Annotated in this window: 27 protein-coding genes; 26 read left to right on the top strand and 1 reads right to left on the bottom strand. The window is 34.6% G+C overall.

Annotated features, from left to right (window positions below):
• The first annotated feature begins 210 nt into the window (after positions 1 to 210).
• From BC6307_RS13760 to fni, 6 genes are all read left to right on the top strand, one after another.
• Positions 211 to 876, top strand: coding sequence for a flagellar brake protein (locus BC6307_RS13760; RefSeq protein WP_084380675.1), 666 nt, complete (start codon positions 211 to 213; stop codon positions 874 to 876).
• A 50-nt stretch (positions 877 to 926) separates the two neighbouring features.
• A complete protein-coding gene (locus tag BC6307_RS13755; protein WP_066420195.1) occupies positions 927 to 1,124 on the top strand; it encodes a YpfB family protein in 198 nt (65 codons plus the stop codon).
• An 88-nt stretch (positions 1,125 to 1,212) separates the two neighbouring features.
• Entirely contained in the window at positions 1,213 to 1,890 is a 678-nt protein-coding gene (gene cmk, locus BC6307_RS13750; RefSeq protein ID WP_066420194.1) for a (d)CMP kinase, read from the top strand.
• A 1-nt stretch (position 1,891) separates the two neighbouring features.
• Positions 1,892 to 2,479 carry a lysophospholipid acyltransferase family protein gene (locus BC6307_RS13745; protein ID WP_066420192.1) on the top strand — a complete coding sequence of 196 codons (588 nt, stop codon included), beginning with the start codon at positions 1,892 to 1,894 and terminating at the stop codon, positions 2,477 to 2,479.
• 264 nt (positions 2,480 to 2,743) lie between these two features.
• Positions 2,744 to 3,886, top strand: a complete 1,143-nt coding sequence (gene rpsA, locus BC6307_RS13740; protein WP_066420190.1) for a 30S ribosomal protein S1 — start codon at positions 2,744 to 2,746, stop codon at positions 3,884 to 3,886.
• Between the two features lie 158 nt (positions 3,887 to 4,044).
• Positions 4,045 to 5,091, top strand: a complete 1,047-nt coding sequence (gene fni / locus BC6307_RS13735; protein WP_066420188.1) for a type 2 isopentenyl-diphosphate Delta-isomerase — start codon at positions 4,045 to 4,047, stop codon at positions 5,089 to 5,091.
• A gap of 102 nt (positions 5,092 to 5,193) precedes the next feature.
• Here the strand turns inward: fni and BC6307_RS13730 are convergent, their stop codons facing one another.
• Positions 5,194 to 5,328, bottom strand: coding sequence for a YpzI family protein (locus tag BC6307_RS13730; protein ID WP_084380673.1), 135 nt, complete (start codon positions 5,326 to 5,328; stop codon positions 5,194 to 5,196).
• A 205-nt stretch (positions 5,329 to 5,533) separates the two neighbouring features.
• Between BC6307_RS13730 and BC6307_RS13725 the strand changes: the two genes are divergently transcribed.
• The 20 genes from BC6307_RS13725 to trpE all read left to right on the top strand — a co-directional run bounded on the left by BC6307_RS13725 (position 5,534) and on the right by trpE (position 24,468).
• Positions 5,534 to 6,133: a YphA family membrane protein gene (locus BC6307_RS13725; RefSeq protein WP_066420186.1), complete on the top strand. Its 600-nt coding sequence runs from the start codon at positions 5,534 to 5,536 to the stop codon at positions 6,131 to 6,133.
• A complete protein-coding gene (locus tag BC6307_RS13720) occupies positions 6,130 to 7,023 on the top strand; it encodes a YIEGIA family protein (RefSeq protein WP_066420185.1) in 894 nt (297 codons plus the stop codon). Before BC6307_RS13725 ends, BC6307_RS13720 begins: the two co-directional genes overlap by 4 nt.
• On the top strand, positions 7,014 to 7,199 hold the full coding sequence (locus BC6307_RS13715; protein ID WP_066420184.1) for a capping complex subunit for YIEGIA: 186 nt from the start codon (positions 7,014 to 7,016) through the stop codon (positions 7,197 to 7,199). The genes BC6307_RS13720 and BC6307_RS13715 overlap by 10 nt, the downstream gene beginning before the upstream one ends.
• Positions 7,200 to 7,466: 267 nt before the next feature.
• The gene (gene der, locus BC6307_RS13710; RefSeq protein ID WP_066420182.1) at positions 7,467 to 8,777 is read left to right on the top strand and encodes a ribosome biogenesis GTPase Der; all 1,311 of its coding nucleotides are present in this window, start codon (positions 7,467 to 7,469) and stop codon (positions 8,775 to 8,777) included.
• A 12-nt stretch (positions 8,778 to 8,789) separates the two neighbouring features.
• Complete coding sequence (locus BC6307_RS13705) at positions 8,790 to 9,830, top strand: NAD(P)H-dependent glycerol-3-phosphate dehydrogenase (RefSeq protein ID WP_066420181.1); 1,041 nt, start codon at positions 8,790 to 8,792, stop codon at positions 9,828 to 9,830.
• 1,197 nt (positions 9,831 to 11,027) lie between these two features.
• Positions 11,028 to 11,231, top strand: coding sequence for a DUF2768 domain-containing protein (locus BC6307_RS13700; RefSeq protein ID WP_066416895.1), 204 nt, complete (start codon positions 11,028 to 11,030; stop codon positions 11,229 to 11,231).
• 23 nt (positions 11,232 to 11,254) lie between these two features.
• The gene (locus tag BC6307_RS13695) at positions 11,255 to 11,977 is read left to right on the top strand and encodes a hypothetical protein (RefSeq protein WP_066416890.1); all 723 of its coding nucleotides are present in this window, start codon (positions 11,255 to 11,257) and stop codon (positions 11,975 to 11,977) included.
• A gap of 264 nt (positions 11,978 to 12,241) precedes the next feature.
• Positions 12,242 to 13,720 (top strand): stage IV sporulation protein A, encoded by a 1,479-nt coding sequence (gene spoIVA / locus BC6307_RS13690; RefSeq protein WP_066416888.1) that lies wholly within the window; start codon positions 12,242 to 12,244, stop codon positions 13,718 to 13,720.
• A 532-nt stretch (positions 13,721 to 14,252) separates the two neighbouring features.
• Positions 14,253 to 14,525, top strand: coding sequence for an HU family DNA-binding protein (locus BC6307_RS13685; protein ID WP_066416887.1), 273 nt, complete (start codon positions 14,253 to 14,255; stop codon positions 14,523 to 14,525).
• Between the two features lie 127 nt (positions 14,526 to 14,652).
• On the top strand, positions 14,653 to 15,219 hold the full coding sequence (gene folE, locus BC6307_RS13680; protein ID WP_066416885.1) for a GTP cyclohydrolase I FolE: 567 nt from the start codon (positions 14,653 to 14,655) through the stop codon (positions 15,217 to 15,219).
• A gap of 15 nt (positions 15,220 to 15,234) precedes the next feature.
• Positions 15,235 to 15,456 (top strand): trp RNA-binding attenuation protein MtrB, encoded by a 222-nt coding sequence (mtrB, locus tag BC6307_RS13675; protein WP_066416883.1) that lies wholly within the window; start codon positions 15,235 to 15,237, stop codon positions 15,454 to 15,456.
• Positions 15,457 to 15,898: 442 nt separating this feature from the next.
• The gene (locus BC6307_RS13670) at positions 15,899 to 16,693 is read left to right on the top strand and encodes a heptaprenyl diphosphate synthase component 1 (RefSeq protein WP_157729283.1); all 795 of its coding nucleotides are present in this window, start codon (positions 15,899 to 15,901) and stop codon (positions 16,691 to 16,693) included.
• 6 nt (positions 16,694 to 16,699) lie between these two features.
• Positions 16,700 to 17,413, top strand: a complete 714-nt coding sequence (locus BC6307_RS13665; protein WP_066416877.1) for a demethylmenaquinone methyltransferase — start codon at positions 16,700 to 16,702, stop codon at positions 17,411 to 17,413.
• A gap of 15 nt (positions 17,414 to 17,428) precedes the next feature.
• Positions 17,429 to 18,391 (top strand): heptaprenyl diphosphate synthase component II, encoded by a 963-nt coding sequence (hepT, locus tag BC6307_RS13660; protein WP_066416874.1) that lies wholly within the window; start codon positions 17,429 to 17,431, stop codon positions 18,389 to 18,391.
• 110 nt (positions 18,392 to 18,501) lie between these two features.
• Entirely contained in the window at positions 18,502 to 18,948 is a 447-nt protein-coding gene (gene ndk, locus BC6307_RS13655; protein ID WP_066416872.1) for a nucleoside-diphosphate kinase, read from the top strand.
• A 138-nt stretch (positions 18,949 to 19,086) separates the two neighbouring features.
• Positions 19,087 to 19,863 (top strand): CheR family methyltransferase, encoded by a 777-nt coding sequence (locus tag BC6307_RS13650; RefSeq protein ID WP_066416870.1) that lies wholly within the window; start codon positions 19,087 to 19,089, stop codon positions 19,861 to 19,863.
• A 157-nt stretch (positions 19,864 to 20,020) separates the two neighbouring features.
• Entirely contained in the window at positions 20,021 to 21,193 is a 1,173-nt protein-coding gene (gene aroC, locus BC6307_RS13645; protein WP_066416868.1) for a chorismate synthase, read from the top strand.
• On the top strand, positions 21,177 to 22,265 hold the full coding sequence (aroB, locus tag BC6307_RS13640) for a 3-dehydroquinate synthase (RefSeq protein WP_084380461.1): 1,089 nt from the start codon (positions 21,177 to 21,179) through the stop codon (positions 22,263 to 22,265). The genes aroC and aroB overlap by 17 nt, the downstream gene beginning before the upstream one ends.
• Positions 22,266 to 22,309: 44 nt before the next feature.
• A complete protein-coding gene (aroH, locus tag BC6307_RS13635; RefSeq protein WP_066416866.1) occupies positions 22,310 to 22,678 on the top strand; it encodes a chorismate mutase in 369 nt (122 codons plus the stop codon).
• 284 nt (positions 22,679 to 22,962) lie between these two features.
• A complete protein-coding gene (gene trpE / locus BC6307_RS13630; protein WP_066416863.1) occupies positions 22,963 to 24,468 on the top strand; it encodes an anthranilate synthase component I in 1,506 nt (501 codons plus the stop codon).
• Positions 24,469 to 24,473 lie beyond the last annotated feature (5 nt).

Here is a 24,473-nt window from a genome sequence, read left to right as displayed (position 1 = left end):
CCTTTTATATTTTTTCGACTCTTATCAAGATAGAAATTTTTTTAACAATGGAGAGATGCTATTTTTTGTACAGAGGTATACATGTATCTGTTATTCTAACTGCTACTTATTGTTGATTATACTACTTGCATAATTTGGTATATGCGTGTTTAATTATAATTATAGGAAAAACGAACTATATAATGAGGTTGCTCTGTTTACTGGGAAGGAATGATGATCTTAATGTTTAAAGAGGGAATGGTGCTAACTTTAACTGTTAAAAAAGATAGGGAAATAGATGAACATAGATGCAAAATTCAAATAGTTAAAGCGGAAGAACTTCTTGTAGATTACCCTATACATATGAAAACTGGAATAACAGCTTTTTTACTGAACGGAACAAAAATGGAAGTTTCCTATGTTGCGGAAGATGGAAACGTTTATGAATTTCCATCCACTGTTGTAGGTAGAGTGAAACAAAATATTCCATTAATTAAAATAACGCGCCCTGAAGTTCAAATATTTAAAAAAATTCAACGTCGAGAATATGTTAGAATTGAGAATAGTGTAGATGTAGCGATACATCCACAGCAATTAGCACCGTTTGTAGCTACAACACATGATATAAGTGCCGGGGGCTGCTCAATTAATATTCCTCTTGGGAAAAAGTTACTAGGAGATTCCAACATTACAATATGGTTTACCTTTACGATGAATTCTGGAGAAATCATTCATTTAAAAATAGAAGGAACTGTAATAAGAGTGTTTGATGGTGTTGATGAGAAAAGGAAAAGAGCTTCTATTCAATTTTTAAATATGAAAGAGTCTGATAGAGATATTATAATTAAGTATTGCTTTGAACAACAAATTAATAGTAAAAGAAAATCACTTTATTAGAATATTTTTTCCATTTTCACTCATACTACCATTGTAGAGGGGTGAAAAAATTGGAAAAGGTAGAGTCCATTTTTATTAAACTTGCTATTATTCAATTTTTATTTTTAATCATATCTCAAGCATTTATTTTATATACAGATGTAGCTCCATATATGACGAAGGTTGTACAGTATGAAGGTGTATATAACAATGAGTTAATGGAGGCATTAGAAACATTCGACCAAATGGACTTAATTATGTTAAAATGACTTTTAAGGCAGGGAAACCTGCCTTTTCGCATGTCTTTTAATATTAAATTTTACATACTAATGATGTTCAACTCAGGAGGTATAAATGATGAAGAAAACAATATCGATTGCCATTGATGGTCCAGCAGCAGCAGGTAAAAGTACAGTTGCAAAAATTGTTGCAGATAGGCTTGGGTATATTTACATTGATACAGGGGCAATGTATCGCGCTATAACATTTGAAGCAATACGTAGAGGGGTAGAGCTGAATTCTCATTCAGCGCTTGAAGATGTACTAAAAACAGTGAAGGTTGACTTAAGATTAGCTGAAGATAACACACAACATGTGTTTATAAATGATGAAGATATTACAGAACCAATACGTACACATGAAGTTACAAATTCTGTTTCAATCGTTGCAAAGCATAAAAACGTCCGGGAAGCCATGGTAGCTCGTCAACAGAGTATGGCGGCTAACGGAGGAGTAGTGATGGATGGCAGAGATATTGGTACCCACGTTTTACCGAATGCCGAAGTAAAAGTCTTCTTACTAGCGTCTGTAGAAGAGCGAGCAATTAGAAGACATAATGAAAATATAAAAAAGGGTTTTGACTCTAATTTGGAGAATTTAAAAGAAGAGATTGCGAAAAGAGATAAACTAGACTCTGAAAGAGAAATAGCACCACTAAAAAAAGCTGAAGATGCAATTGAAATTGATACAACCTCTTTAACAATTGTGGAAGTGGTTGAAAAAATAATGAATCTTGTTACAGAAAGGGCGCTTTAATATGGGAACAGCTTTTTATTCATTTGCTAGAGGTTTAGTAGCAACTGTTTTTACTCCATTATATCGGGTAAAAGTTGTTGGGAAAGAAAACATTCCAAAAGAAGGTGGAGTTCTAATTTGCTCAAACCACATACATAATTTTGATCCTCCAATAGTTGGAATATCTTGCCCAAGGCCAATAAGATTTATGGCAAAAGAAGAAATTTTTCGAGTACCGGTATTCGGTAAAGTTATTAAAAATTTAAATGCATTTCCTGTTAAACGCGGGATGAGTGATCGGGAAGCGTTACGGACAGGCTTAAAAGTACTAAAAGACGGGGAAGTACTTGGTCTTTTTCCTGAAGGTACACGCAGTAAAACAGGAAAATTAGGAAAAGGGTTAGCTGGGGCAGGCTTTTTCGCTTTGCGAACTGATGCGGCAGTAGTACCTTGTGCCATCGTAGGTGAATACAAACCTTTTAAACAAATAAAAGTCTTTTATGGAAAACCGTTAAAAATGGATGAGTTGAGAAAAAATAAAGTTTCTGCAGAAGAAACTACAGATTTTATAATGAATGAAATTAGTCAACTTATAGAGAAAAATTTATAAAGAGCAAACCTTAACACTTGACAAAATAGTTAATTTATTAGAATTTAGTAGAAGAGAGAGAAAATTTTTAAAGTATGTTTTTGTAAAAAAATAACATTAATATTGTGAATGTGTTACATTCAGAAGCATTTATTAATATGCATTTAAAAAAATGTTATAGTAAGTAATATAGAAAGACTTACTTTAAAATGACATTCGTTGTAATGGTAAGTTATCATTACATACATATGAAAGCATGGAGTGTGTATTAAGGAGGGCATTGGAATGGCAGAAGACATGAATCAAGTAGAAGTAAAAGCTTTAGAGGTTGGAGAAAAAGTTGCAGGTGTTGTAACAAAAGTTGAGGAAAAACAGGTTTTAGTAAGTGTAGAAGGTAGTAAATTAGATGGAATTATCCCGATTAGTGAACTTTCTAGCCTTCATGTAGAAAAAGCATCAGATGTTGTAAACGAAGGTGATGAGTTACAACTTGTTGTGACGAAAGTAGAAGACGAACTATTAGTTCTTTCTAAAAAAGCTGTAGACTCTGAAAAAGCATGGGCTGACTTACAACAAAAGTTTGAAACAGGTGAAGTTTTTGAAGCCGAAGTAAAAGATGTTGTTAAAGGTGGACTTGTAGTTGATATTGGTGTTAGAGGATTTGTTCCTGCATCACTAGTAGAAAACTTCTTTGTAGAAGACTTTTCAGAATATAACGGAAGAACATTAACTTTTAAAGTTGTAGAGTTAGATAAAGAAAAAAATAGAGTCATTTTATCTCATCGTGCTGTAGTTGAGGAAGAACAGAAAAATAAAAAAGCAGAACTATTAAATTCTATCGTAGTTGGTGAAACGTTAGAAGGTACAGTTCAACGTATTACTGATTTTGGGGCTTTCGTTGATTTAGGAGGAATGGATGGTTTAGTTCATATTTCTCAACTATCACATGATCACGTCGAGAAAACATCCGATGTTGTATCAGAAGGTCAAAAAGTAACGGTTAAAGTTCTATCAGTGGATAAGGACAATGAGCGAATTTCACTTTCCATTAAAGAAACATTACCAGGACCTTGGAGTCGTGTTGCCCAAGAATTATCAAAAGGCTCCATTACGGAAGGTGTTGTAAAACGTCTAGTTTCATTTGGTGCGTTTGTAGAAGTACTTCCTGGAGTGGAAGGTTTAGTTCATATTTCTCAAATATCTAATAAACATATTGGTACGCCGCATGAAGTATTATCTGAAGGTGACACAGTAAAAGTAAAAGTTTTAGATATTAATACAGATGAACAACGAATTTCCTTAAGTATTCGTGAATTAGAAGCTCCTCCAGTTGAGGAAGATTATTCACAATATCAATCATCAGAAGAGTCATCAGGTTTCCAATTAAGCGAAATGATTGGTGACCAATTAAATAAACTTAAAAAATAAAAATAAACGGGGCAGTGATTTTTACTGTCCCGTTTTTAGCTTTTTCATAATATATATCTATCAATCTCAATTTAACTTGTTTAGTTCTAGAACTATTGTTTAATAAACAGTGAATAAAGTTGTAAGAGTGGAAATTTATATACTAGGGGAGGGGTATTGTGAGTAGAGCTGAAAGGAAAGCGGATCATATTCGTCATGCACTAGTAACTGGTCAAATGAGAGAACATGGCTTTGAAGATGTTATGTTCGTTCATCAAAGTTTACCGAATACGAGTGTTAAAAACATCAATTTAGAGACTAATATTGGAACTATGAACGTAAAAACACCTATGTTTATTAATGCGATGACGGGTGGTGGTGGCGATAAAACTTACGCTATTAATAAACAGTTAGCGTCAGTAGCTAACGAATGTGGTTTGCCTATAGCGTTAGGTTCTCAAATGTCGGCAATAAAAGATCAGTCTGAAGTGAATACATATAAAGTTGTTCGTGAAGTAAATCGTAACGGTATAATCTTTGCGAATTTAGGTAGTGAAGCAACAAGTGAACAAGCATTACGTGCAGTTGATATGGTTGGAGCAAATGCTTTGCAAGTTCATTTAAATGTTATTCAGGAACTAGTGATGCCTGAAGGTGATCGAAATTTCATCAATGCAATTAAAAGAATTGAAGAAATAGTAAAAGTGTTACAAGTTCCTGTTATTGTAAAAGAAACAGGATTCGGAATAAGTAAAGAAGCGGCCACTCTTTTAAAGGAAGTAGGAGTATCTATAATTGATGTAAGTGGGTTTGGAGGTACTAATTTTTCAAAAATTGAAAATGAAAGAAGACAACATCCAATGTCCTACTTTAATGATTGGGGTATTACAACTGCTGCAGCTATTGCAGAGGTAAAGCACGGAGCTCCTACTACTTCTATTATAAGTTCTGGGGGAATTCAATCTGCGATGGATATTGCAAAAAGTATTGCGCTCGGCGCTTCAGCTGTAGGTATGGCCGGGTTTCTATTAAGTGTTTTGATGAATGATGGAGAAGAGCAACTCTTGAATGAAATTAAATTAATACATGAAGACTTAACATATATAATGGTTGCCTTAGGTGCAGAGACGATTCCAGATCTCCAAAAAAGTAAAATAGTTATTAAAGGAAATACACACCATTGGTTAAATGAACGAGGAATTTCAACAAAAAAATATAGTAGTTAAAAGAGGTGGATATTATATAACCACCTCTTCTTATTTATTGGAAATAACTTTTAAAACAGTTATGACCCCGAGCTGAACAATCAGAAAAACGGAGTGTTTTGTTTAGGCACGATTGTTTTTTCGTGATTGTTCAGGGCTTTCCATTCTGGTGGCCCCTGGATAGGTTAATGCTTGATCACGATCAGATTCTGTTTTTCGTGCTGCTTTAAGTTTTCTCTCTTGTCTGTCTTTACCCATACAAATCCCCTTTCTTCTTATATTTTTTACTAATCCCCCATATTATTTGAAAGCCGCTAAAAAAACATACAGAATTACACTTCCTCAATATAAGAAGTCGAACCAACAGTAACAACAATTTCAATCTAGGAAAGTCTTATTTTAATGACTAACTTTCCAGAAAAAGAGACATAATGTTAAAAGGGAAAGGAATGGAGGATTTCGTTTGGAAGGGCAATATTTTTATTTTGTTGGTTGGCTAAGTTGGGTTATTGTTACTTTCTTTTTCTCTGATAGAAAAAGGAGATTTCAATTATCTTGTATTGTGTTACTCGTGTTAAGTACCTCAACTATATATGCATCATTTTTAGGTTTTTCATGGAATGGAGCTTTTCTCATATTAGTAGTTGCTACGTTTGTATATTTAGTAGGTACATTAAAAAAGAGGTTATTGACTCATTATTTTTCAATTTCTACTGTGTCATTAGCATATGTTTGTTTCTCTATTTTTGAGATTTTTGATCCAGTTTGGGTTATATTTCCTCGTCACTGGATGTTAGGATTTATTTTGCTTTACATTTGTCTTATCGTTTTTAAAAAGAAAAATGAACGTTACGTATATTTACTTGCTGGTATCATACAAGGCGAAATTATAACAATTGTGTTGTTCCGTAAGATTTTTTCTTATTCTGTAATCGGTGACTATTTTTTTTGGGATATCGTTGCGGTTAGTATTGCTGGTTTATCCTTATGGTTGTTCTTCGAGCAATTAACAATTTATTTAGACACATTTATTCAAAAACATGTAAAGGAGAAACAAGGATGAATGAATATACGTACCCTATTGCTTTTGGAGTAATGATAGGGCTTGCTGCACGAATTTATATGTTGAAGACCGATTACCGGCAATACCCCACCTATTTGCACGGGAAAATTATACATTTATCATTAGCATTTATTGCTGCTGGATTAGGAACTATTGCAGTCCCTGCTATTATGGAGGAAGAATTTTCAGCCATTACGTTTTTAGCCCTTGCAGCATCTCAGTTCAGAGATGTGCGAAATATGGAGCGAAATACTTTAACAGAGTTAGACGAGTTTGAACTTGTTCCAAGAGGAAATACATATATTGAAGGGATAGCTATTGCGTTCGAAGGTAGGAACTATCTAGTAATGTTATCTAGTTTTTTGGCAACACTTACGTATTTAATTTGGAATGTATGGGTTGGAACAATTGTCGGAATTGCAGTTATACTAATTTCTCATCGTTTAATGACAGGTGGAAAGTTGAAAGACATTGTAGATATTGAATATGTAGAACCTCATTTCGATGGAGCGGGGCTATATGTAGATAACATTTATATCATGAATATCGGATTACCAGAAAGACAACAAGAAGTTTTACGATATGGAATGGGATTCGTCTTAAAGCCTAAAACCTTTGATGCTAGAATTACTTTAGCAAACTTAGGTCAACGACAAGCAATTCTCCATGACATGTCAACAGCTTTAGGTGTATATCGTGATTCGGGTACTCCTGCTCTAGTTCCGTTAGCAAAAAGAGACTTAGATGATGGAAGGGTAGGTATATTCGTTTTACCACAAGAACATGATGTAAATGTAGCGTTGTCTATTCTAGAAGAAGTGCCAACCCTTGAAAATGCGATAAGAATGCCAACGAAATATCGCAAGAAAAAGGTGAAAAAATGGATTTAGAAAAATATATATTAGCCGTAATTACAACTGATCCTACTAAAATAACCGGGGGACCACCCATTTTTACTTGCAAGACGAAAGAAGAAATGGAATTTGTAACCGCCAATCTTGAAGCTATTTTAGATGGAATTGCCCATGGACTAGGAGAAGATATGTACATAATTGTTAAGCATTGATAAAACATTGATGAATACAAAAAATAATGATAAGATATTCTAGTTAGACCCTTCTAGTATGAAGGGTTTTCTTTAGCTTATAGGAAGTATTAAATTACGAACTATATAATAATGTTACAGACTTACACAGTGTTTTTTTATTTTTTAAATGAAAAAGTACATTTTTTGTAACTAACTATTTATAATTAGGCAATTTTATTAATGAGACTAATAAAAATAGTAACTCTTTACATAATACATAAAGACAGGTAAGAAAGGATGAACGGTATGCAAAAACCAACAGTAGCAATCGTCGGAAGACCAAATGTTGGAAAGTCAACGATTTTTAACCGAGTAGTAGGAGAAAGAGTATCCATTGTAGAAGATATACCAGGAGTAACGAGAGACAGAATATACAGTTCGGGTGAATGGTTAAATAGTAACTTTCATATTATCGATACTGGTGGAATTGAAATTGGGGATGCTCCTTTCCTTGAAGAGATTCGCCAACAAGCGGAGATTGCAATTGATGAAGCCGACGTTATTATTTTCATGACAAATGGTAGAGAAGGCGTTACAGCAGCAGATGAGCAAGTTGCTAAAATTTTATATAAGTCTAAAAAACCTGTTGTTCTAGCTGTTAATAAAGTAGACAACCCTGAGATGAGAGATTCTATTTACGACTTTTATGCATTAGGATTCGGTGAGCCGTTCCCTATTTCGGGTTCCCACGGGTTAGGCTTAGGGGATATGTTAGATGAAGTAGTGAAACACTTCCCTGAAATGAATGAAGAAGATTATGATGAGGAAGTAATTAAATTTTCACTAATTGGCAGACCTAACGTCGGTAAATCCTCTTTAGTTAATGCAATTTTAGGGGAAGAAAGAGTAATTGTCAGTAATATTGCTGGAACAACTAGAGATGCGATTGATACGCCTTATAAAATAGGGGATCAAGAGTATGTCATTATTGATACTGCTGGGATGAGAAAAAAAGGAAAAGTTTATGAAACAACGGAAAAATATAGTGTACTACGTGCGTTAAGAGCGATAGAACGATCAGATGTTGTATTAGTAGTAATAAATGCTGAAGAAGGAATTATTGAGCAGGATAAGAAGATTGCTGGATATGCCCATGAAGCAGGCCGTGCTGTCGTAATTGTTGTAAATAAGTGGGATGCTGTAGAAAAAGATGAGAAAACAATGAAGGAGTTTGAACAAAAGATAAGAGTTCATTTCGCTTTCCTTGATTATGCTCCGATTGTATTTTTATCTGCAAAAACAAAAAAGAGAGTCCAAACATTATTACCAAAAATTAATTTAGCAAGTGAAAACCATTCATTACGCGTTGTTACGACTGTACTGAACGATGTCATTATGGATGCAGTTGCGATGAATCCGACCCCTACTGACAAAGGGACAAGGTTAAAAATTTATTATGCAACTCAAGTTGCGGTTAAACCACCTACATTCGTTATTTTTGTAAATGAACCTGAATTACTTCACTTTAGTTATGAGCGATTTTTAGAAAATCGTATTCGTGATGCATTTGGATTCGAAGGTACTCCAATAAAAATTATTGCAAGAGCTAGAAAATAATGGGGAGGGATGATGGTGAAGAAAGTTGCAGTTTTAGGAGCAGGAAGTTGGGGGACAGCTTTAGCGCTCGTATTAGCTGATAATGGACATAAAGTTATTTTATGGGGACATAAGCAAGAACAAGTAGATGCAATAAATAAAACTCATCAGAATGAAAAATATTTACCAGGTGTCCATTTACCAGTTAACATAACGGCTACAGCAGAATTGCAAACTGCTTTAGAGGAAATAGACTTTGTTGTATTAGCTGTGCCAACAAAAGCGATGAGAGATGTTTGTGGACAGTTAAGCAAATTCATGACAACACCTACAATTTTTGTTCATGTAAGTAAAGGGATTGAACCTGATACACATTTAAGAGTGTCAGAAGTAATAGAAGAGGAAATACCGCAATCATTAAGAAAAGCGGTAGTCGTTTTATCGGGACCTAGTCATGCAGAAGAAGTTAGCTTACGTCAACCTACGACAGTTACAGCTGCGTCTACTAACATGGAAGCAGCTGAACGTGTGCAAGATTTATTCATTAACAATAATTTTCGCGTATACACAAACAGTGACGTTGTAGGTGTAGAAATTGGTGGTTCGCTTAAAAACATTATTGCCCTAGCTGCTGGTATTACAGACGGTCTAGGTTATGGTGATAATGCCAAAGCAGCTCTAATAACAAGAGGTCTTGCTGAGATAGCACGTCTAGGTAGCTCCTTAGGGGCAAATCCACTTACGTTTTTAGGTTTAACGGGAATGGGCGATCTTATCGTTACGTGTACTAGCGTGCATAGTAGGAATTGGAGAGCGGGTAATATGCTCGGCAAAGGGAAAAGGCTTGAAGAAGTATTAGAAAGTATGGGCATGGTAGTAGAGGGTGTACGGACAACGAAAGCGGCCTATCAGTTGTCAAACAAATTAAATGTAAAGATGCCTTTAACAGATGCGTTGTACGGTGTTTTATTCCATGATGTGGATCCGAAAGTAGCTGTGGACGAGCTCATGAGTCGAGGGAAAACGGCTGAGCTAGATGATTTGTCTCAAATATTAGCTGGTGGGGAAAAATAGAAAACTAGTTATCGAAACAAACACCTTTTTTTCTAGTTTGCATAGTTTAGTAAGAAGGAGCTTTAACTATTACTTATGCAAACATCCCCTTCTAGGGCGAATATTGTTTTTCTTCGTCCCGTCAAATTTCTAGTTTGATTTGGCCCATTCTCTTTCATCCCATTATGGAACTTAACTAAAATAGTACAAATGTATATTTTTTATTTGTTGATTCTTTATTTACAGGGATATAGGCATATGGCCATGCATTAAGTTATATGTAGCATAAGATGTAAATGAGGTAAATCAATGGTTGAGCTGTGGGATTGGTTGTATTATTTAGTCAGTTACTGAAGTAAATTGCCCCATTTACTTCAGTTTTTTTTATTTTTAGGAACTTATATAAAATGAGATAGTTTGTGGGTAAATTTTAACATGTGTTGTTACGTCTAGCTAGCTACTTTTGAAAAGACCCTCCAGAGATAAGTCAGAGGTGGATAAAGAGCGTCCTTCGGCAGCACCTCCCTTATCGTTGTCGGGCCAGAGTGAGCCGCTAACGCTTTTGAGTCAAGCTTCGGTCGAAAAAAGCCTTGGCTCAAACTTCGCTTTAGAGTTAGTTCGTTTCTCTTTGTTTCAGGAACTTTTTATTATTGGTTATTTTTGGTGTATAATAAAATTTAGCTTATAAGAGAGATACACTATTTCAAAGTTTTGTAATTACAATTTACTTTGTGATATTACAACGTCTAGCTCCTTTGGAAAAGACCGAACGAAGCGCCTACGCTTTTCTAGCTGTCTAGCTCCGGCGGCTAGGTCCGGCTCAAACTTCACTTTTCCTCCGTACGATAAGTCATCATCGACTCGAAGAACGCTCGTCGTGATTCCTTTATCTCCTGCGGAAAAGCTCCAGTTTGATTGGACCTGATCGAGCCGCCTGCGCTTTTCTTATTGTCTAGCTCCGGCGCTTAGGCCCTATCAAACTTCCCGTTCCGTCCGTACGATAAGTCAACATCAGCTCTCTGTCGTTCGCTGTGTTTCCTTTATCTCCTACCGGAACAGTCCAGTTTGTACGGGCCTGAGCGAAGCGCCTGCGCTTTTCTTCTTAATTATGAATATTTTTTGAATTGTTATTGGACAAGTGTAGTTAAATAACGGATGAATTAGTGTTGTACACTCCTTGTTTATGCTATAATGTTTGTCGGAAAAGGAGCGATTTATATGACAGATGGACTTATGAAAATGTGGATATCTTTTGTAGGAATGGGTTTTATGATTATTTCTGTTCTTTTAGTCTATTTTACTAGATTTAAGTTGAAGAATAGAATTGTAAAAGGTATTTTAAATACAATTTCATTTATTTTAATTTTGTTAGCTGGAATAATAATATTTTTTGTTGTGTTTAGCGGTCCAGTACCGGAATAGCACAGTTCTAGAGGAGGAACTTCATGTTATTTCGTAAAAAATGGTTAATGATACTATTTATCGGTTCTACAATTATCTTATCAGGATGTTTATATCCGCAGGAAAATTTAAAACAAAATCAAGTTCCGTATATAGACCAATTAGCATCGGTACAAACAGCGGTGGAACAGTATCGTGAAGTGAGCGGAGGACTTCTTCCGATTAAAGATCGAGACATGGATACACCAATTTACCAAAAATATCCGATAGATTTTAATAAACTGTCTCCAAGATACATGCAAGAACCTCCAGGTAATGCATTTGAAAGCGGGGGTGTTTATCAGTATGTCCTTGTTGATGTGGAGGAGAACCCAACGGTTAAGCTAATTGATTTACGTATTGCAGAAACAATTAGAGAGCTTAACCTGATGATTAACCTTTACATGAGATCGAATCAATATCCACCGATGAAAGAAGTATTAAGCACTGATGCACTACGTATCGATTATGATAAACTAGGAATTGATAGTGAGCCCTATATTGTGAGTCCTTTTACAGGCAACAACTTGCCGTTAATATTAAATACGGATGGACACGTCATTATTGATTACTCTATGGATTTATATACGTATTTACAAGAATATGAACATTCATTTGAACCTGGTGATGATATACGAGATATTCTAGTAGAAAACTCCGTATTTGTTCCGGCTTATTCAGTACCTTATACTATTAATGAAAAAAATGAACCAATATTTTTAAATTAGTCATGAACTCTTATTTAGTGAATACATTCTAAATAAGAGTTTTTTTATTTTTGAAGATGTTGGCTTTTGGACTTTAAGGAAGTGATGTTTGAAGCGCATGATGAAAGCTTTCATCTTTCCTTCAAAATAAAAATTATAGGGATGGGTAAATTTTTATAGAAGAGTAGTCATATTTAAGTAGGACAACATCATACACATATTAATGTCCTAGATTACATTCTTACTAGAAAATTTATCCCAAGTTAAAGGTCGGGAGGGAATACGTTGGAAAAAGTAGATATTTTCAAAGATATCGCTGAACGTACAGGTGGCGATATATACTTAGGAGTAGTCGGTGCAGTTCGTACAGGAAAGTCGACATTTATTAAAAGATTTATGGAGTTAGTGGTACTTCCTAATATCGGAAGTGAAGCTGATAAAGCAAGAGCTCAAGACGAGCTACCACAAAGTGCTGCTGGTAAAACAATTATGACAACTGAACCAAAATTTGTACCAAATCAAGCAGTTAAAGTTGCAGTTGATGAGGGGCTCGATGTAAATATACGTCTTGTTGATTGTGTTGGTTATACAGTTCCAGGCGCAAAAGGATATGAAGATGAGAATGGTCCAAGAATGATTAATACACCTTGGTATGAGGAACCAATTCCATTTCATGAGGCTGCTGAAATAGGGACAAGAAAAGTAATTCAAGAACATTCTACAATTGGAGTAGTTATAGCAACAGATGGCACAATTGGAGAGATTCCAAGAAGAGATTATCTAGAGGCAGAAGAAAGAGTAGTTGAAGAGCTTAAAGAGGTTGGTAAGCCATTTATTATGGTTATCAATACAGTACAACCTCATCATCCAGATACTGAAACATTACGTAAACAACTTTCAGAAAAATATGATATTCCAGTAATTGCGATGAGCGTAGAAAGTATGAGAGAGTCTGATGTAATGAATGTGTTACGTGAAGCTCTATACGAATTCCCAGTGTTAGAAGTAAATGTAAACCTTCCTAGCTGGGTAATGGTACTAAAAGAAAGTCATTGGCTACGTGAAAGCTATCAGGATGCTGTGAAAGATACAGTAAAAGATATTAAAAGATTACGCGATGTTGATCGAGTAGTTGGACAGTTTACGGAGTATGATTTTATTGACCGAGCTGGGCTAGCTGGTATTGAAATGGGTCAAGGGGTTGCAGAAATAGACCTATACGCTCCAGATGATTTATATGACCAAATCTTAAAAGAGGTTGTCGGAGTGGAAATTCGAGGGAAAGATCATCTCCTTCAATTAATGCAAGACTTTGCACATGCAAAGCAAGAATATGACCAAGTGGCGGATGCACTAAAAATGGTGAAGCAAACTGGCTACGGAATTGCATCACCTGCGTTAAGTGATATGAGTCTAGAAGAACCAGAAATAATCCGTCAAGGCTCTAGATTTGGAGTTCGATTAAAAGCTGTAGCTCCATCTATTCACATGATTAAAGTTGATGTGGAGAGTGAATTTGCACCGATTATCGGTACAGAAAAGCAGAGTGAAGAGCTAGTACGTTACTTAATGCAAGATTTTGAGGACGATCCATTATCAATTTGGAACTCTGATATTTTTGGTAGATCGTTAAGCTCTATTGTTAGAGAAGGTATTCAAGCCAAATTATCATTAATGCCAGAAAACGCTCGTTATAAATTAAAAGAAACACTTGAAAGAATTATTAATGAAGGATCCGGCGGTTTAATTGCCATTATCCTTTAAAAATACTAACCATGTACTTGTTGAGAAAATACAACTCACAAGTGCATGGTTTTTTTCTTTTTTCTTTTCGATAGAGAGAGAAAAGTAACTTTATGTTATAGTGGACAAAATAGAACCAGTCTTTTCGTATAGATTATTAGATAGTTTTTGTAAAAAAACTTACTACAGTTCAATAAAATAATCTTAAATTATAAAGCAAAAAACGCAAAAAAAGCAATAAGTTCAACAATATTAGACGATTTTTATCAAAAATCGTGAAAACAGTATTGCTTAACCGATTTTCTTATGTTAATCTACTAACAGAATTCATCAATTGGTGAATAATACCTGTACATATTATTATTTACACGACTTTACTTAAAAAAGGTTTATTATTTATCCAATATAGCCATATTGTTTGATTTATCATACTTTGTTATGTATAAAATAATTAATAAGTGTAAAGAAATGATAGTACAATCAATGATTTTAATAGGTCTTTTTAAAAGGGTCTATCAAAGTAATAAACTTCCTTTGGGAGGAGGTGAATGGCATGAACAAGACAGATTTAATTAATGCAGTTGCTGAAGCTAGTGAGATTTCTAAGAAAGACGCTACTAAAGCAGTTGATGCTGTTTTCGATACAATTCAAGAAGCATTAAAAAATGGCGACAAAGTACAACTTATCGGTTTTGGTAACTTTGAAGTACGTGAGCGTGCAGCTCGTAAAGGACGTAACCCACAAACTGGTGAGGAAATCGAAATCGCTGCAAGTAAAGTACCAGCATTCAAACCTGGGAAAGCACTTAAAGATGCAGTGAAATAATCGATTACATATATGTCATCATAAAAAAAAGAGGCGCGAATGAGTGCCTCTTTCTTTTTGGCTTTTTTTGTACAATATGCTAGAATCGGAAAGATAGGAAGCATTTTTTTAGGAGGACATTATACATATGGGACAAGTGAATAAATCTCAAATTGAACAAGCTGTTCGATTAATATTAGAAGCTATTGGTGAAGATCCAAATCGCGAGGGATTGTTAGATACGCCTAAACGTGTTGCGAAAATGTATGAAGAAGTATTTTCAGGATTAAATGAAGATCCTAAAGAACATTTTAAAACTGTATTTGGTGAACCACATGAAGAACTAGTTTTAGTGAAAGATATTCCTTTCTTCTCAATGTGTGAGCATCATTTAGTTCCGTTTTTTGGTCGAGCTCATGTCGCCTATATCCCTAAAGGTGGAAAAGTTACTGGTTTAAGCAAGCTTGCTAGAGCGGTGGAGGCGGTTGCGAAACGACCACAACTACAAGAAAGAATTACTGCTACAATCGCAGATTCTATTGTGGAATCGTTAGAGCCACATGGTGTGATGGTTGTAGTTGAAGCAGAGCATATGTGTATGACGATGCGTGGAGTGAAAAAACCTGGAGCAGTAACAGTTACTTCTGCTGTACGCGGTACATTAGAAAACGATTCAGCTGCTCGTGCTGAAATATTATCTTATATTAAAAAATAAAGGGGAGAGCACACAATGAGTAATTCACAAAATACAGATTATCTAGTAATTAAAGCTTTAGAAGATGGTGTGAATGTAATTGGATTAACACGTGGCTCAGATACAAGATTTCATCATTCTGAAAAATTAGATAAAGGCGAGGTAATGATTGCTCAATTTACAGAACACACTTCAGCCATTAAAATTAGAGGAAAAGCTAGTGTTCAATCAGCTCATGGAACAATCGAATCAGACTAAAGAACAGTAATAATAGAAAGGGCTTTCTTTTGCTTATCTACTTATAAAGAAAAACCTTTTTGATTGTGAATAAAATGTCTTATCACATTGTTTCCTTTTGCTCGCCTCTTGGCGAGTTTTTCTATTATTGCTTAATACATTCTTAAGAAGCAATCGCTAGTGTGTTAAAAATATAAAAAGGGATAGACTATTACAAAAGTAGCTTCTATCCGAATCTAAATACTAAACTTAATGCAAGAAACTATTGAGTCGTTAAGTTTTCACTAATGTCTAAATATGATACGATAAAATAAAGCAATGAACCATATTTTTATGCTATAATAATCTCTGTGCATTTATTAAAGTTTTTATTACATAGAAAATCTTATTACAATTTGCATTATTAAACAGATTATATACCCTATAAACCTTTAAGGGGATCGTGTGACAAAGGGTGGTTTTAGTGGAAGACGTTCAAATACATATTTCAAATTTAAAAGAGAAAATTCAAGAAAAAATACAACATAATTATTTATTTCACCATATTCCTTACCCAATCATAGATGAGGATAAAATACTGATACTACATTCATTACTTGAACCGTTATCGCTAACGAAAGAAAAGAAAGAGCAATATATCCTATCTACAATGCTAGCTCAAATTGCTTTAGACACTCATGAAGAAGTACATTCACATAATGATATGGATGAAAAACAATTTAAAGCACAGCAATTAACGGTATTGGCTGGTGACTTCTTCAGTGGATTATACTTTCAGCTTTTAGCTAATGCTGAGGATATCCCTATGATTAGAACGCTCGCCCATTCGATTAAAGAAATTAATGAATATAAAATTACTTTATATCAAAATGGAATTTCTAAAATGGATGATCTACTGGATTGCATTCGAAATATTGAATCTTCGCTAATTCAAGGAGTATCCGATTATGTTGATGAAGCCATTTGGTCAGATTTAAGTGGGAATATATTACTTTTAAAACGGCTTGTTAATGAGCGAGAGTTATTCATACAAAAAAAGCCATCTTTACTTGTAGACAATATAAAAAAGCTAATTGAATTAGATAAATCTTATAAAGAAGAGATAATTAATATATTTGATGAATACATAGCGAAACTTTGGAAAATGATTCATTCTGTACTAGCAGGAATTCCACATACAAACTTTTTAAAAGAGAGACTAGCTAGTTTTGTAAACGAACTACCATTTTCAACAAATTTGTACGCGGAAGAAGGGTAAGATATTATGCAACATCCATCCAAAGAAGAGAGAGTCCATAAAGTTTTTGAAAAAATTTATGGAAACTATGATAAGATGAATTCGGTTATTAGTTTTAAACGTCATACGGCATGGCGTAAAGATACTATGAAACGAATGAATGTCCAAATAGGAGCTAGTGCGTTAGACGTCTGTTGTGGTACTGCTGATTGGACAATTGCATTATCAGAAGCTGTTGGAGATTCTGGGAAAGTTAGTGGATTAGATTTCAGTAAAAATATGTTATCTATCGGCGAAGAAAAAGTAAAAGCGTTAGGTAAGAAAAATATAGAATTAGTACACGGTAATGCAATGGAATTACCGTACGAAGATAATACATTTGATTATGTAACGATAGGCTTCGGATTACGTAATGTACCGGATTATTTTAAAGTATTAAAAGAAATGTATCGTGTTGTTAAGCCTGGTGGTAAAGTAGTTTGTTTGGAAACATCACAACCAACTTTGATCGGATTTAGACAAATGTACTTTTTATACTTCCAATATATAATGCCAGCGTTAGGGAAGATATTTGCTAAAAGCTATGAAGAGTACGCATGGCTTCATGAATCTGCAAAAGACTTTCCCGGTATGAAAGAACTTAAAGAGATGTTTGAAAAAGCAGGGTTTGAAAATGTCCAAGTGAAGGCCTATACCGGTGGGGTAGCAGCAATGCACTTAGGTTTTAAACCGACTAAGTAGTTAAAGGTGACCTATATGAAATTAAATTTAATGTATTCTTTTTTGAATACGGACCTACAACTAATAGAAAAAGAATTAGAACAAGCTATTCAATCCGATAAGCAACTGTTACAAGAAGCTTCTCTCCACTTGCTGCAAGCGGGTGGAAAGCGCATACGTCCTATTTTTGTATTATTAGCTGCAAAATTTGGTGACTATAACGTAAATAAGATTAAACATGTTGCGGTAGCTTTAGAACTAATTCATATGGCTTCACTCGTGCATGATGATGTTATTGATGACGCTGAGCTTAGAAGGGGAAAACCTACTATAAAGGCAAAGTGGGACAATAAAATTGCTATGTATACGGGTGATTATATTTTTGCTCGTGCGATAGAGCTGATGACTAAAATTGAGCATCCTGATGCACATCGAATCCTATCAAACACCCTAGTTGAGTTAACTAAGGGTGAAATCGAACAAATTAAAGATAAATTTGACTTTGACCAAGATTTACGGACGTATTTGCGAAGAATTAAACGTAAAACTGCGATTTTAATAGCTGCAAGTTGCCAATTAGGTTCCATTGCTTCCGGAGCATCAAAGGAAGTAAGTCATAGCTTATATTTATTTGGTTACTATGTAGGGATGTCTTTTCAAATTACGGATGATATTTTAGACTTTACAGCGACGGAAGAGCAATTAGGAAAGCCTGCAGGAAGCGATTTGTTGCAAGGAAACATTACGTTACCTGTTCTCTATGCAATGAAAGATACTAATTTCAAAGATAAAGTATTGAACGTAAATGAAAATACTCATAGGGATGAACTTCAAGAACTTATTCAATATATTAAACAATCCGAAAGTATTGATCGCTCTATTGCATTAAGTGATCATTATTTAAATAAAGCTTTTAAGGAGCTTGAAAAACTACCAAATAATGTAGCAAAACGTACGTTAAATAATATCGCGAAATTTATTGGAAAGCGTAAATATTAAGATAATTCTCCACTTTTTAAGTTGCGAAACAAGGAAAAGCATGTTATATTTTTCATGGCTAGGAAAAACTTCTAGTTATACATAACAACTTATGGGGTGGAGATTTTATTATGGAAAAAACATTTCTAATGGTAAAACCAGACGGAGTACAACGTAATTTAATCGGGGAAATCGTTACACGCTTTGAAAAAAAAGGCTTTCATTTAGCAGGTGCTAAATTAATGCAAATTTCTACTGAATTAGCAGAGCAACATTATGGGGAACATAAGGAACGTCCATTTTTCGGAGAATTAGTAGATTTTATTACATCTGGCCCAGTATTCGCTATGGTATGGGAAGGGGAAAATGTAATTGCTACTGCTCGTCAAATGATGGGTGCTACAAATCCAAAGGATGCTCAACCTGGAACAATTCGCGGAGACTTCGGTGTAATTGTAGGAAAGAATATCATTCACGGTTCTGATTCACCTGAAAGTGCTGAGCGTGAAATCGGCTTGTTCTTTAAAGAAGAAGAATTAGTAGCATATTCAAAAGATATTAACAATTGGGTTTATTAATTTTGTAAACGTTTTTATGTCAGCTATTAAACTAGCTGGCTTTTTTATTTTCATAAATTGATAAGTTTTATTGTCGAAACTTTATTAAATTCATATATACTATTTGTAATGATGATAATAGAAAGAAGGATACTTAAGATGGATGGTTATGAGCAATTTATACATAATATTAAAAAGAAAACAGGAATCGACTTATCGTTGTATAAAGAGGCGCAAATGAAAAGAAGACTAACATCTCTTTTTGAGAAGAGAGGCTTTACATCTTTTACAGCTTACTACAAAGGGTTAGAAAGAGATGAATTACTATTAAAAGAGTTTTTAGATAGAATGACAATAAACGTATCAGAGTTTTTCCGCAATTATAAAAGATGGGAAGTACTAAAGGAAAGATTATTACCAGAACTTGTACAAAATAAGCCCTCCAAATTAAAAGTTTGGAGTGCGGCCTGTTCGTCTGGCGAGGAACCGTACACACTAGCAATTGTTTTATCAAATTTTTTTCCTCTAAATAAAATCGACATTTTAGCTACAGATATTGATGACAAAATTTTAGCACAAGCAAAAATAGGTTTATATCAAGAGCGTTCGCTCCAGGAAGTACCGGAAGAGCTAAAGTCAAAATTTTTTAATGTGCAGAACGGATATTATAAAATAAATGATGAAATTAAAAAAACAGTCACTTTCAAAAAACAAAATTTGCTAGCTGACCGATTTGAACAAAATTATGATCTTATTGTTTGTAGAAATGTACTAATCTATTTTACCGAAGATGCGAAGGTAGAGTTATATCAAAAGTTTAGCGATGCTCTACAACCTGGTGGATTATTGTTTGTTGGAAGTACAGAACAAATATTTCAGCCTGCTAAATATGGATTTGAAGTAGTGGATACGTTTTTTTATAGAAAAATGAAGTAGCAAATAATAATAAAGAACACAAAAAATGTAAAAGAATCGAAAATTTAAAATATTATATGAAAATACAATGTAGATTGTTTAACGATGTATGTGATATAGTTAAAGTACAATCATCAATACATAAACGCTTTAAAGAGTTAAAGAGGAGGATCGATTAATGAGATATTTAACAGCTGGGGAATCACATGGTCCACAACTAACAACGATATTAGAAGGGGTACCTTCTGGTTTAGCATTAACAGCAGAACAAGTAAACGTAGAATTAGCAAGACGCCAAAAAGGTCATGGTCGAGGCCGAAGAATGCAAATTGAAAAAGATGAAGTGAATATTTTAAGTGGTGTACGACACGGTTACACACTCGGCTCACCTATTACTCTGACAGTAGAAAATAACGATTGGAAACATTGGACAGGGATTATGGGCATTGAACCAATTTCTAAAGAAGAGCAAGACGAAGTGAAACGCAAAATTACTAGACCACGTCCAGGTCATGCTGACTTGAACGGTGCTATAAAATACGGTCATCGAGATATGAGAAACGTGTTAGAAAGATCCTCTGCGAGAGAAACTACCGTACGAGTAGCTGCAGGGGCAGTTGCAAAAGAATTATTAAAAGAATTAGGTATTAAGGTTGCTGGCCATGTTGTTGAAATAGGTGGTATTAAAGCGGAAGTAAATGAGATTAATTCATTGGAACATTTGCAAGAAGTAACAGAAGCTTCACCAGTCCGTTGTTATGATTCGAAGGTAGAACAACAGATGATGGATTTAATAGATACAACGAAAAAAAATGGCGATTCAATTGGTGGTGTCGTAGAAGTAATAGTTGACGGTGTCCCACCAGGTATCGGTAGCTACGTTCATTATGATCGTAAATTAGATGCGAAAATAGCATCATCCATCATGAGTATTAATGCTTTCAAGGGGGTTGAATTTGGTATAGGTTTTCAAGCTGCAAGCCGCCCTGGAAGTGAGGTCCATGATGAAATTGCCTGGTCCGAAAACCGTGGCTACTATCGATTAACTAATAATCTTGGTGGTTTTGAAGGTGGAATGACAACAGGAATGCCAATTGTAGTCCGTGGTGTAATGAAACCAATCCCAACTTTATATAAACCATTAAAAAGTGTGGATATTGATACAAAAGAAGTGTTTGAAGCAAGTATAGAACGCTCTGATAGTTGTGCTGTGCCAGCAGCAAGTGTGGTAGCTGAAGCAGTAGTAGCTTGGGAGATAGCAACTGCTTTAATGGAGCAATTAAGTGGCGATTCTATGGAGTTGCTAAAAGAAAATATACAGAGGTTAAGGGAACATGCCCAACAATTCTAAAGTAATGAAGGTTCAAACGGAAACGAAAACATATTCAATATACGTAGAAGAAAACGCGTCATTACGAATAAAAGAAGTACTGCATTCCTTTCATAAAAATGTTAGTAAAATACTGATCGTTACAGATTCCAATGTTGCCCCACTGTATTTAGAAAAGGTTAGTAACTTAGTACAGGAATATAATCCAATTCAATATATTTTGCCAAACGGAGAAAACGCAAAAAGCTTTGAACATTTTTATGAACTTCAAACTTACGCACTAGAGATGGGGCTTGATCGAAATTCTCTAATCATTGCTTTAGGTGGGGGAGTGGTTGGTGATATTGCAGGCTTCGTAGCGGCCACGTTTATGAGGGGAATTCGCTTTATTCAAATGCCAACAACACTTTTAGCTCATGATAGTGCTGTGGGCGGAAAAGTAGCTATAAACCATCCGCTTGGTAAAAATATGATAGGAGCCTTCTATCAACCAGAAGCGGTTATTTATGATACTGACTTTTTAAAAAGTCTTCCAGAGAGTGAAATTAGATCTGGTTTTGCGGAAGTTTTAAAGCATAGTGTTATCCGTGATAGTGATTTTTATAATTGGATAGAATCAAATATTACAGAGCTATCACAAATGGAAGGATCTAATTTAGTTAAGTGCATTGAAAAAGGAATTAGTATAAAGGCAAGCATCGTTTCAAATGATGAAAAAGAAAATGGAATTAGAGCAATATTAAACTTTGGACATACAGTTGGTCATGCGATAGAAAAAAATTGCGGGTATGGAAAAATGACGCATGGAGATGCTGTTGCATTCGGGATGCTAGTGGCTGCGAAAATTAGTGAAAGAATAAATGGCTTCGCAAATTTTAGTCAACTTTCTGACGTCATTAGCCGATTTAATTACCCAAGTAAAATTCCAACTAATATATCAATCGAACAAATTTTGAAATCGATGAAAAAAGATAAAAAATCACAAAACGGGCATATACATATGGTATTAATAAAAAAGTTTGGAGAAGTATATGTTCAACCAGTTTCGGATGAAATAATTCGTGAAACATTAGTATACTTTCTACCAGAATAAATAATACACATATGCTGCCTCCCAAAAAAGGAGGGAAAATATTCTTGATTAGGGGAATAAGAGGAGCCACGACAATTAATAGCAATACCGAAAATGAAATAGTGGAGAAAACGTTACAGTTAGTTGAAAAAATGATTCAACAAAATGAGATAAAAAGTGAACACGTTGCACAAGTTATCATTTCTGTTACAGACGAAATTACAGCAGCATTTCCCGCCAAAGCATTACGATTGTTAAATGGATGGGAATATGTGCCGGTAATGTGTACACGAGAAGTGCCGGTGCCTGGTTCATTACCTTTTTGTATACGAGTTATGATGACCGTAAACACAAAAACGGCACAAAAAGAAATTAATCATATTTATTTGTACGAAGCAAAAAAGCTACGTCCAGATCTAGTGAAAGAAAATTAATGGATTGACTCTTTTAATGGAATATTATATAGTGTTTAACAAGATTAGTTGAGAGAAAGTTTAGAATAGTTGAGTAGTTGAGTAATTGAATATTTCTGATTTAGCATAGTTTAGTTTAGTTTAGTTTAGTTGAGCCGAGAATGAGTTGAGATTAGTTGAGGTGTAGTTAAAATTTATAACACTACCCAAAGACTATTGTCTTTGGGTTTTCTTTTTATCGAAAATACTTCTTAAAATCCTCTAATAATCACTCATTCTCCATTTCAAAAAATGGAGGAAAAAAAATGAGTAGCTACAATGATTTCACTTCTTTTTTATCAGCATCATTTAAATATGATACCATTCCGATTTATCAGTCTTTTTTTCTGGATACTGTAACACCTATAAAGGCATTTCAGCTGTTCCAAGAGGAAGCTACTTTTCTGTTAGAAAGTAAAGACGATTCCTCAACGTGGAATAGATATTCTTTTATCGGGCTACATCCATTTTTATCGATTGAAGGGAGAGAGTCTCTTCAAATAATTGGGAAAGAAAATAGCATTTTGCATGATTGCAAGACGATTCAAGAGGCATTTCAATGTTCTCTAAATATGTTAAAGGTTGCTCCGCTATCGATGGAAATCCCGTTTTTAGGGGGAGCAGTAGGCTATATTTCATATGACTATATAACAACATTAGAAAAAGTATCACCCCATCCAAAGTGTCAAAATGAAAACTTAGTTAACCTCCAATTTTGTGAAACAGTTATAGTATTAGACCATAAAACAAATATGGTTACGATCATTCATTACATTCGTTTAAAAGGATTGGAAACAAAACTAGAAAAGGAAAAAATGTATCAGAGAGGAAAAGCAGAAATTAACCGGTGTGCCACCCAGTTGAATAAAAGAAATGAAGATGAAATGTTTGTAAGTGAAGAATCGAATGAGCATTTCCCCATTCAGTTTAAATCTTCTTATACAAAAGAAAAATTTATACAGCATGTAGAAATAGTAAAAAACTATATCCGTCAAGGAGATATTTTTCAATGTGTTTTAGCTCAAAAATTTTCAGTTGAACTTGATATAGACGGTTTTGATGTTTATCGAGTATTACGAAATGTTAATCCTTCACCATATCTGTTTTATATTAAATTATCGGATCGAGAGTTAATTGGCAGCTCTCCAGAAAGACTAGTAGAAGTAAAGGATAGAATTTTAGAAATACATCCGATTGCTGGCACACGTAGAAGAGGAAAGACAAAAGAAGATGATGAACGAATGGGTAGTGAACTGCTTTCCGACAAAAAAGAGCAAGCAGAACATGTCATGTTAGTAGACCTAGCTAGAAATGATATTGGAAAGGTTGCAAAGTTTGGGAGTGTTCATGTTTCTGAATTTAAAAAACTTGTTTACTTCTCGAAAGTTATGCACATTATTTCAATCGTTAAAGGAGAGCTAGAAAAAACTAAATCCCCTTTAGATGCGTTGTTGGCTACTTTTCCGGCGGGGACTGTCTCTGGCGCTCCTAAGGTAAGAGCGATGCAAATAATTCAAGAACTAGAGCCTGTGGAAAGAAATACGTATGCAGGGGCAATATGTTACATCGGTTTTGACGGCAATATTGATTCTTGCATAACTATTCGGACAATCGAAAAGAAAAAAGATACTTTCCAAATACAAGCTGGTGCGGGGATTGTCGCTGATTCTATACCGGAGTTAGAGTGGAAAGAAACGAATAACAAAGCTAGAGCCTTATTAGAAACTTTACAAATAGCCAATCAACTATTTCAAAAAGAGAAAAGAGGGTGATAATC

Source organism: Sutcliffiella cohnii, from assembly GCF_002250055.1.
In the GTDB taxonomy this organism is placed as follows: domain Bacteria; phylum Bacillota; class Bacilli; order Bacillales; family Bacillaceae_I; genus Sutcliffiella; species Sutcliffiella cohnii.
The sequence above is the reverse complement of the archived record's forward strand: the minus strand, read 5'-3'. Positions and strand labels throughout refer to the sequence as shown.

Excerpts from the sequence above, each read along its gene's own strand:
- folE (WP_066416885.1), top strand. The coding sequence starts at position 14,653 with ATGGGACAAGTGAATAAATCTCAAATTGAACAAGCTGTTCGATTAATA.
- rpsA (WP_066420190.1), top strand. The coding sequence starts at position 2,744 with ATGGCAGAAGACATGAATCAAGTAGAAGTAAAAGCTTTAGAGGTTGGA.
- BC6307_RS13730 (WP_084380673.1), bottom strand. The coding sequence starts at position 5,328 with ATGGGTAAAGACAGACAAGAGAGAAAACTTAAAGCAGCACGAAAAACA.
- mtrB (WP_066416883.1), top strand. The coding sequence starts at position 15,235 with ATGAGTAATTCACAAAATACAGATTATCTAGTAATTAAAGCTTTAGAA.
- BC6307_RS13685 (WP_066416887.1), top strand. The coding sequence starts at position 14,253 with ATGAACAAGACAGATTTAATTAATGCAGTTGCTGAAGCTAGTGAGATT.
- BC6307_RS13665 (WP_066416877.1), top strand. The coding sequence starts at position 16,700 with ATGCAACATCCATCCAAAGAAGAGAGAGTCCATAAAGTTTTTGAAAAA.
- cmk (WP_066420194.1), top strand. The coding sequence starts at position 1,213 with ATGAAGAAAACAATATCGATTGCCATTGATGGTCCAGCAGCAGCAGGT.
- hepT (WP_066416874.1), top strand. The coding sequence starts at position 17,429 with ATGAAATTAAATTTAATGTATTCTTTTTTGAATACGGACCTACAACTA.
- BC6307_RS13695 (WP_066416890.1), top strand. The coding sequence starts at position 11,255 with ATGTTATTTCGTAAAAAATGGTTAATGATACTATTTATCGGTTCTACA.
- BC6307_RS13745 (WP_066420192.1), top strand. The coding sequence starts at position 1,892 with ATGGGAACAGCTTTTTATTCATTTGCTAGAGGTTTAGTAGCAACTGTT.
- BC6307_RS13715 (WP_066420184.1), top strand. The coding sequence starts at position 7,014 with ATGGATTTAGAAAAATATATATTAGCCGTAATTACAACTGATCCTACT.
- der (WP_066420182.1), top strand. The coding sequence starts at position 7,467 with ATGCAAAAACCAACAGTAGCAATCGTCGGAAGACCAAATGTTGGAAAG.
- BC6307_RS13700 (WP_066416895.1), top strand. The coding sequence starts at position 11,028 with ATGACAGATGGACTTATGAAAATGTGGATATCTTTTGTAGGAATGGGT.
- aroC (WP_066416868.1), top strand. The coding sequence starts at position 20,021 with ATGAGATATTTAACAGCTGGGGAATCACATGGTCCACAACTAACAACG.
- BC6307_RS13760 (WP_084380675.1), top strand. The coding sequence starts at position 211 with ATGATGATCTTAATGTTTAAAGAGGGAATGGTGCTAACTTTAACTGTT.
- BC6307_RS13705 (WP_066420181.1), top strand. The coding sequence starts at position 8,790 with ATGGTGAAGAAAGTTGCAGTTTTAGGAGCAGGAAGTTGGGGGACAGCT.
- BC6307_RS13650 (WP_066416870.1), top strand. The coding sequence starts at position 19,087 with ATGGATGGTTATGAGCAATTTATACATAATATTAAAAAGAAAACAGGA.
- trpE (WP_066416863.1), top strand. The coding sequence starts at position 22,963 with ATGAGTAGCTACAATGATTTCACTTCTTTTTTATCAGCATCATTTAAA.
- aroB (WP_084380461.1), top strand. The coding sequence starts at position 21,177 with ATGCCCAACAATTCTAAAGTAATGAAGGTTCAAACGGAAACGAAAACA.
- BC6307_RS13720 (WP_066420185.1), top strand. The coding sequence starts at position 6,130 with ATGAATGAATATACGTACCCTATTGCTTTTGGAGTAATGATAGGGCTT.
- ndk (WP_066416872.1), top strand. The coding sequence starts at position 18,502 with ATGGAAAAAACATTTCTAATGGTAAAACCAGACGGAGTACAACGTAAT.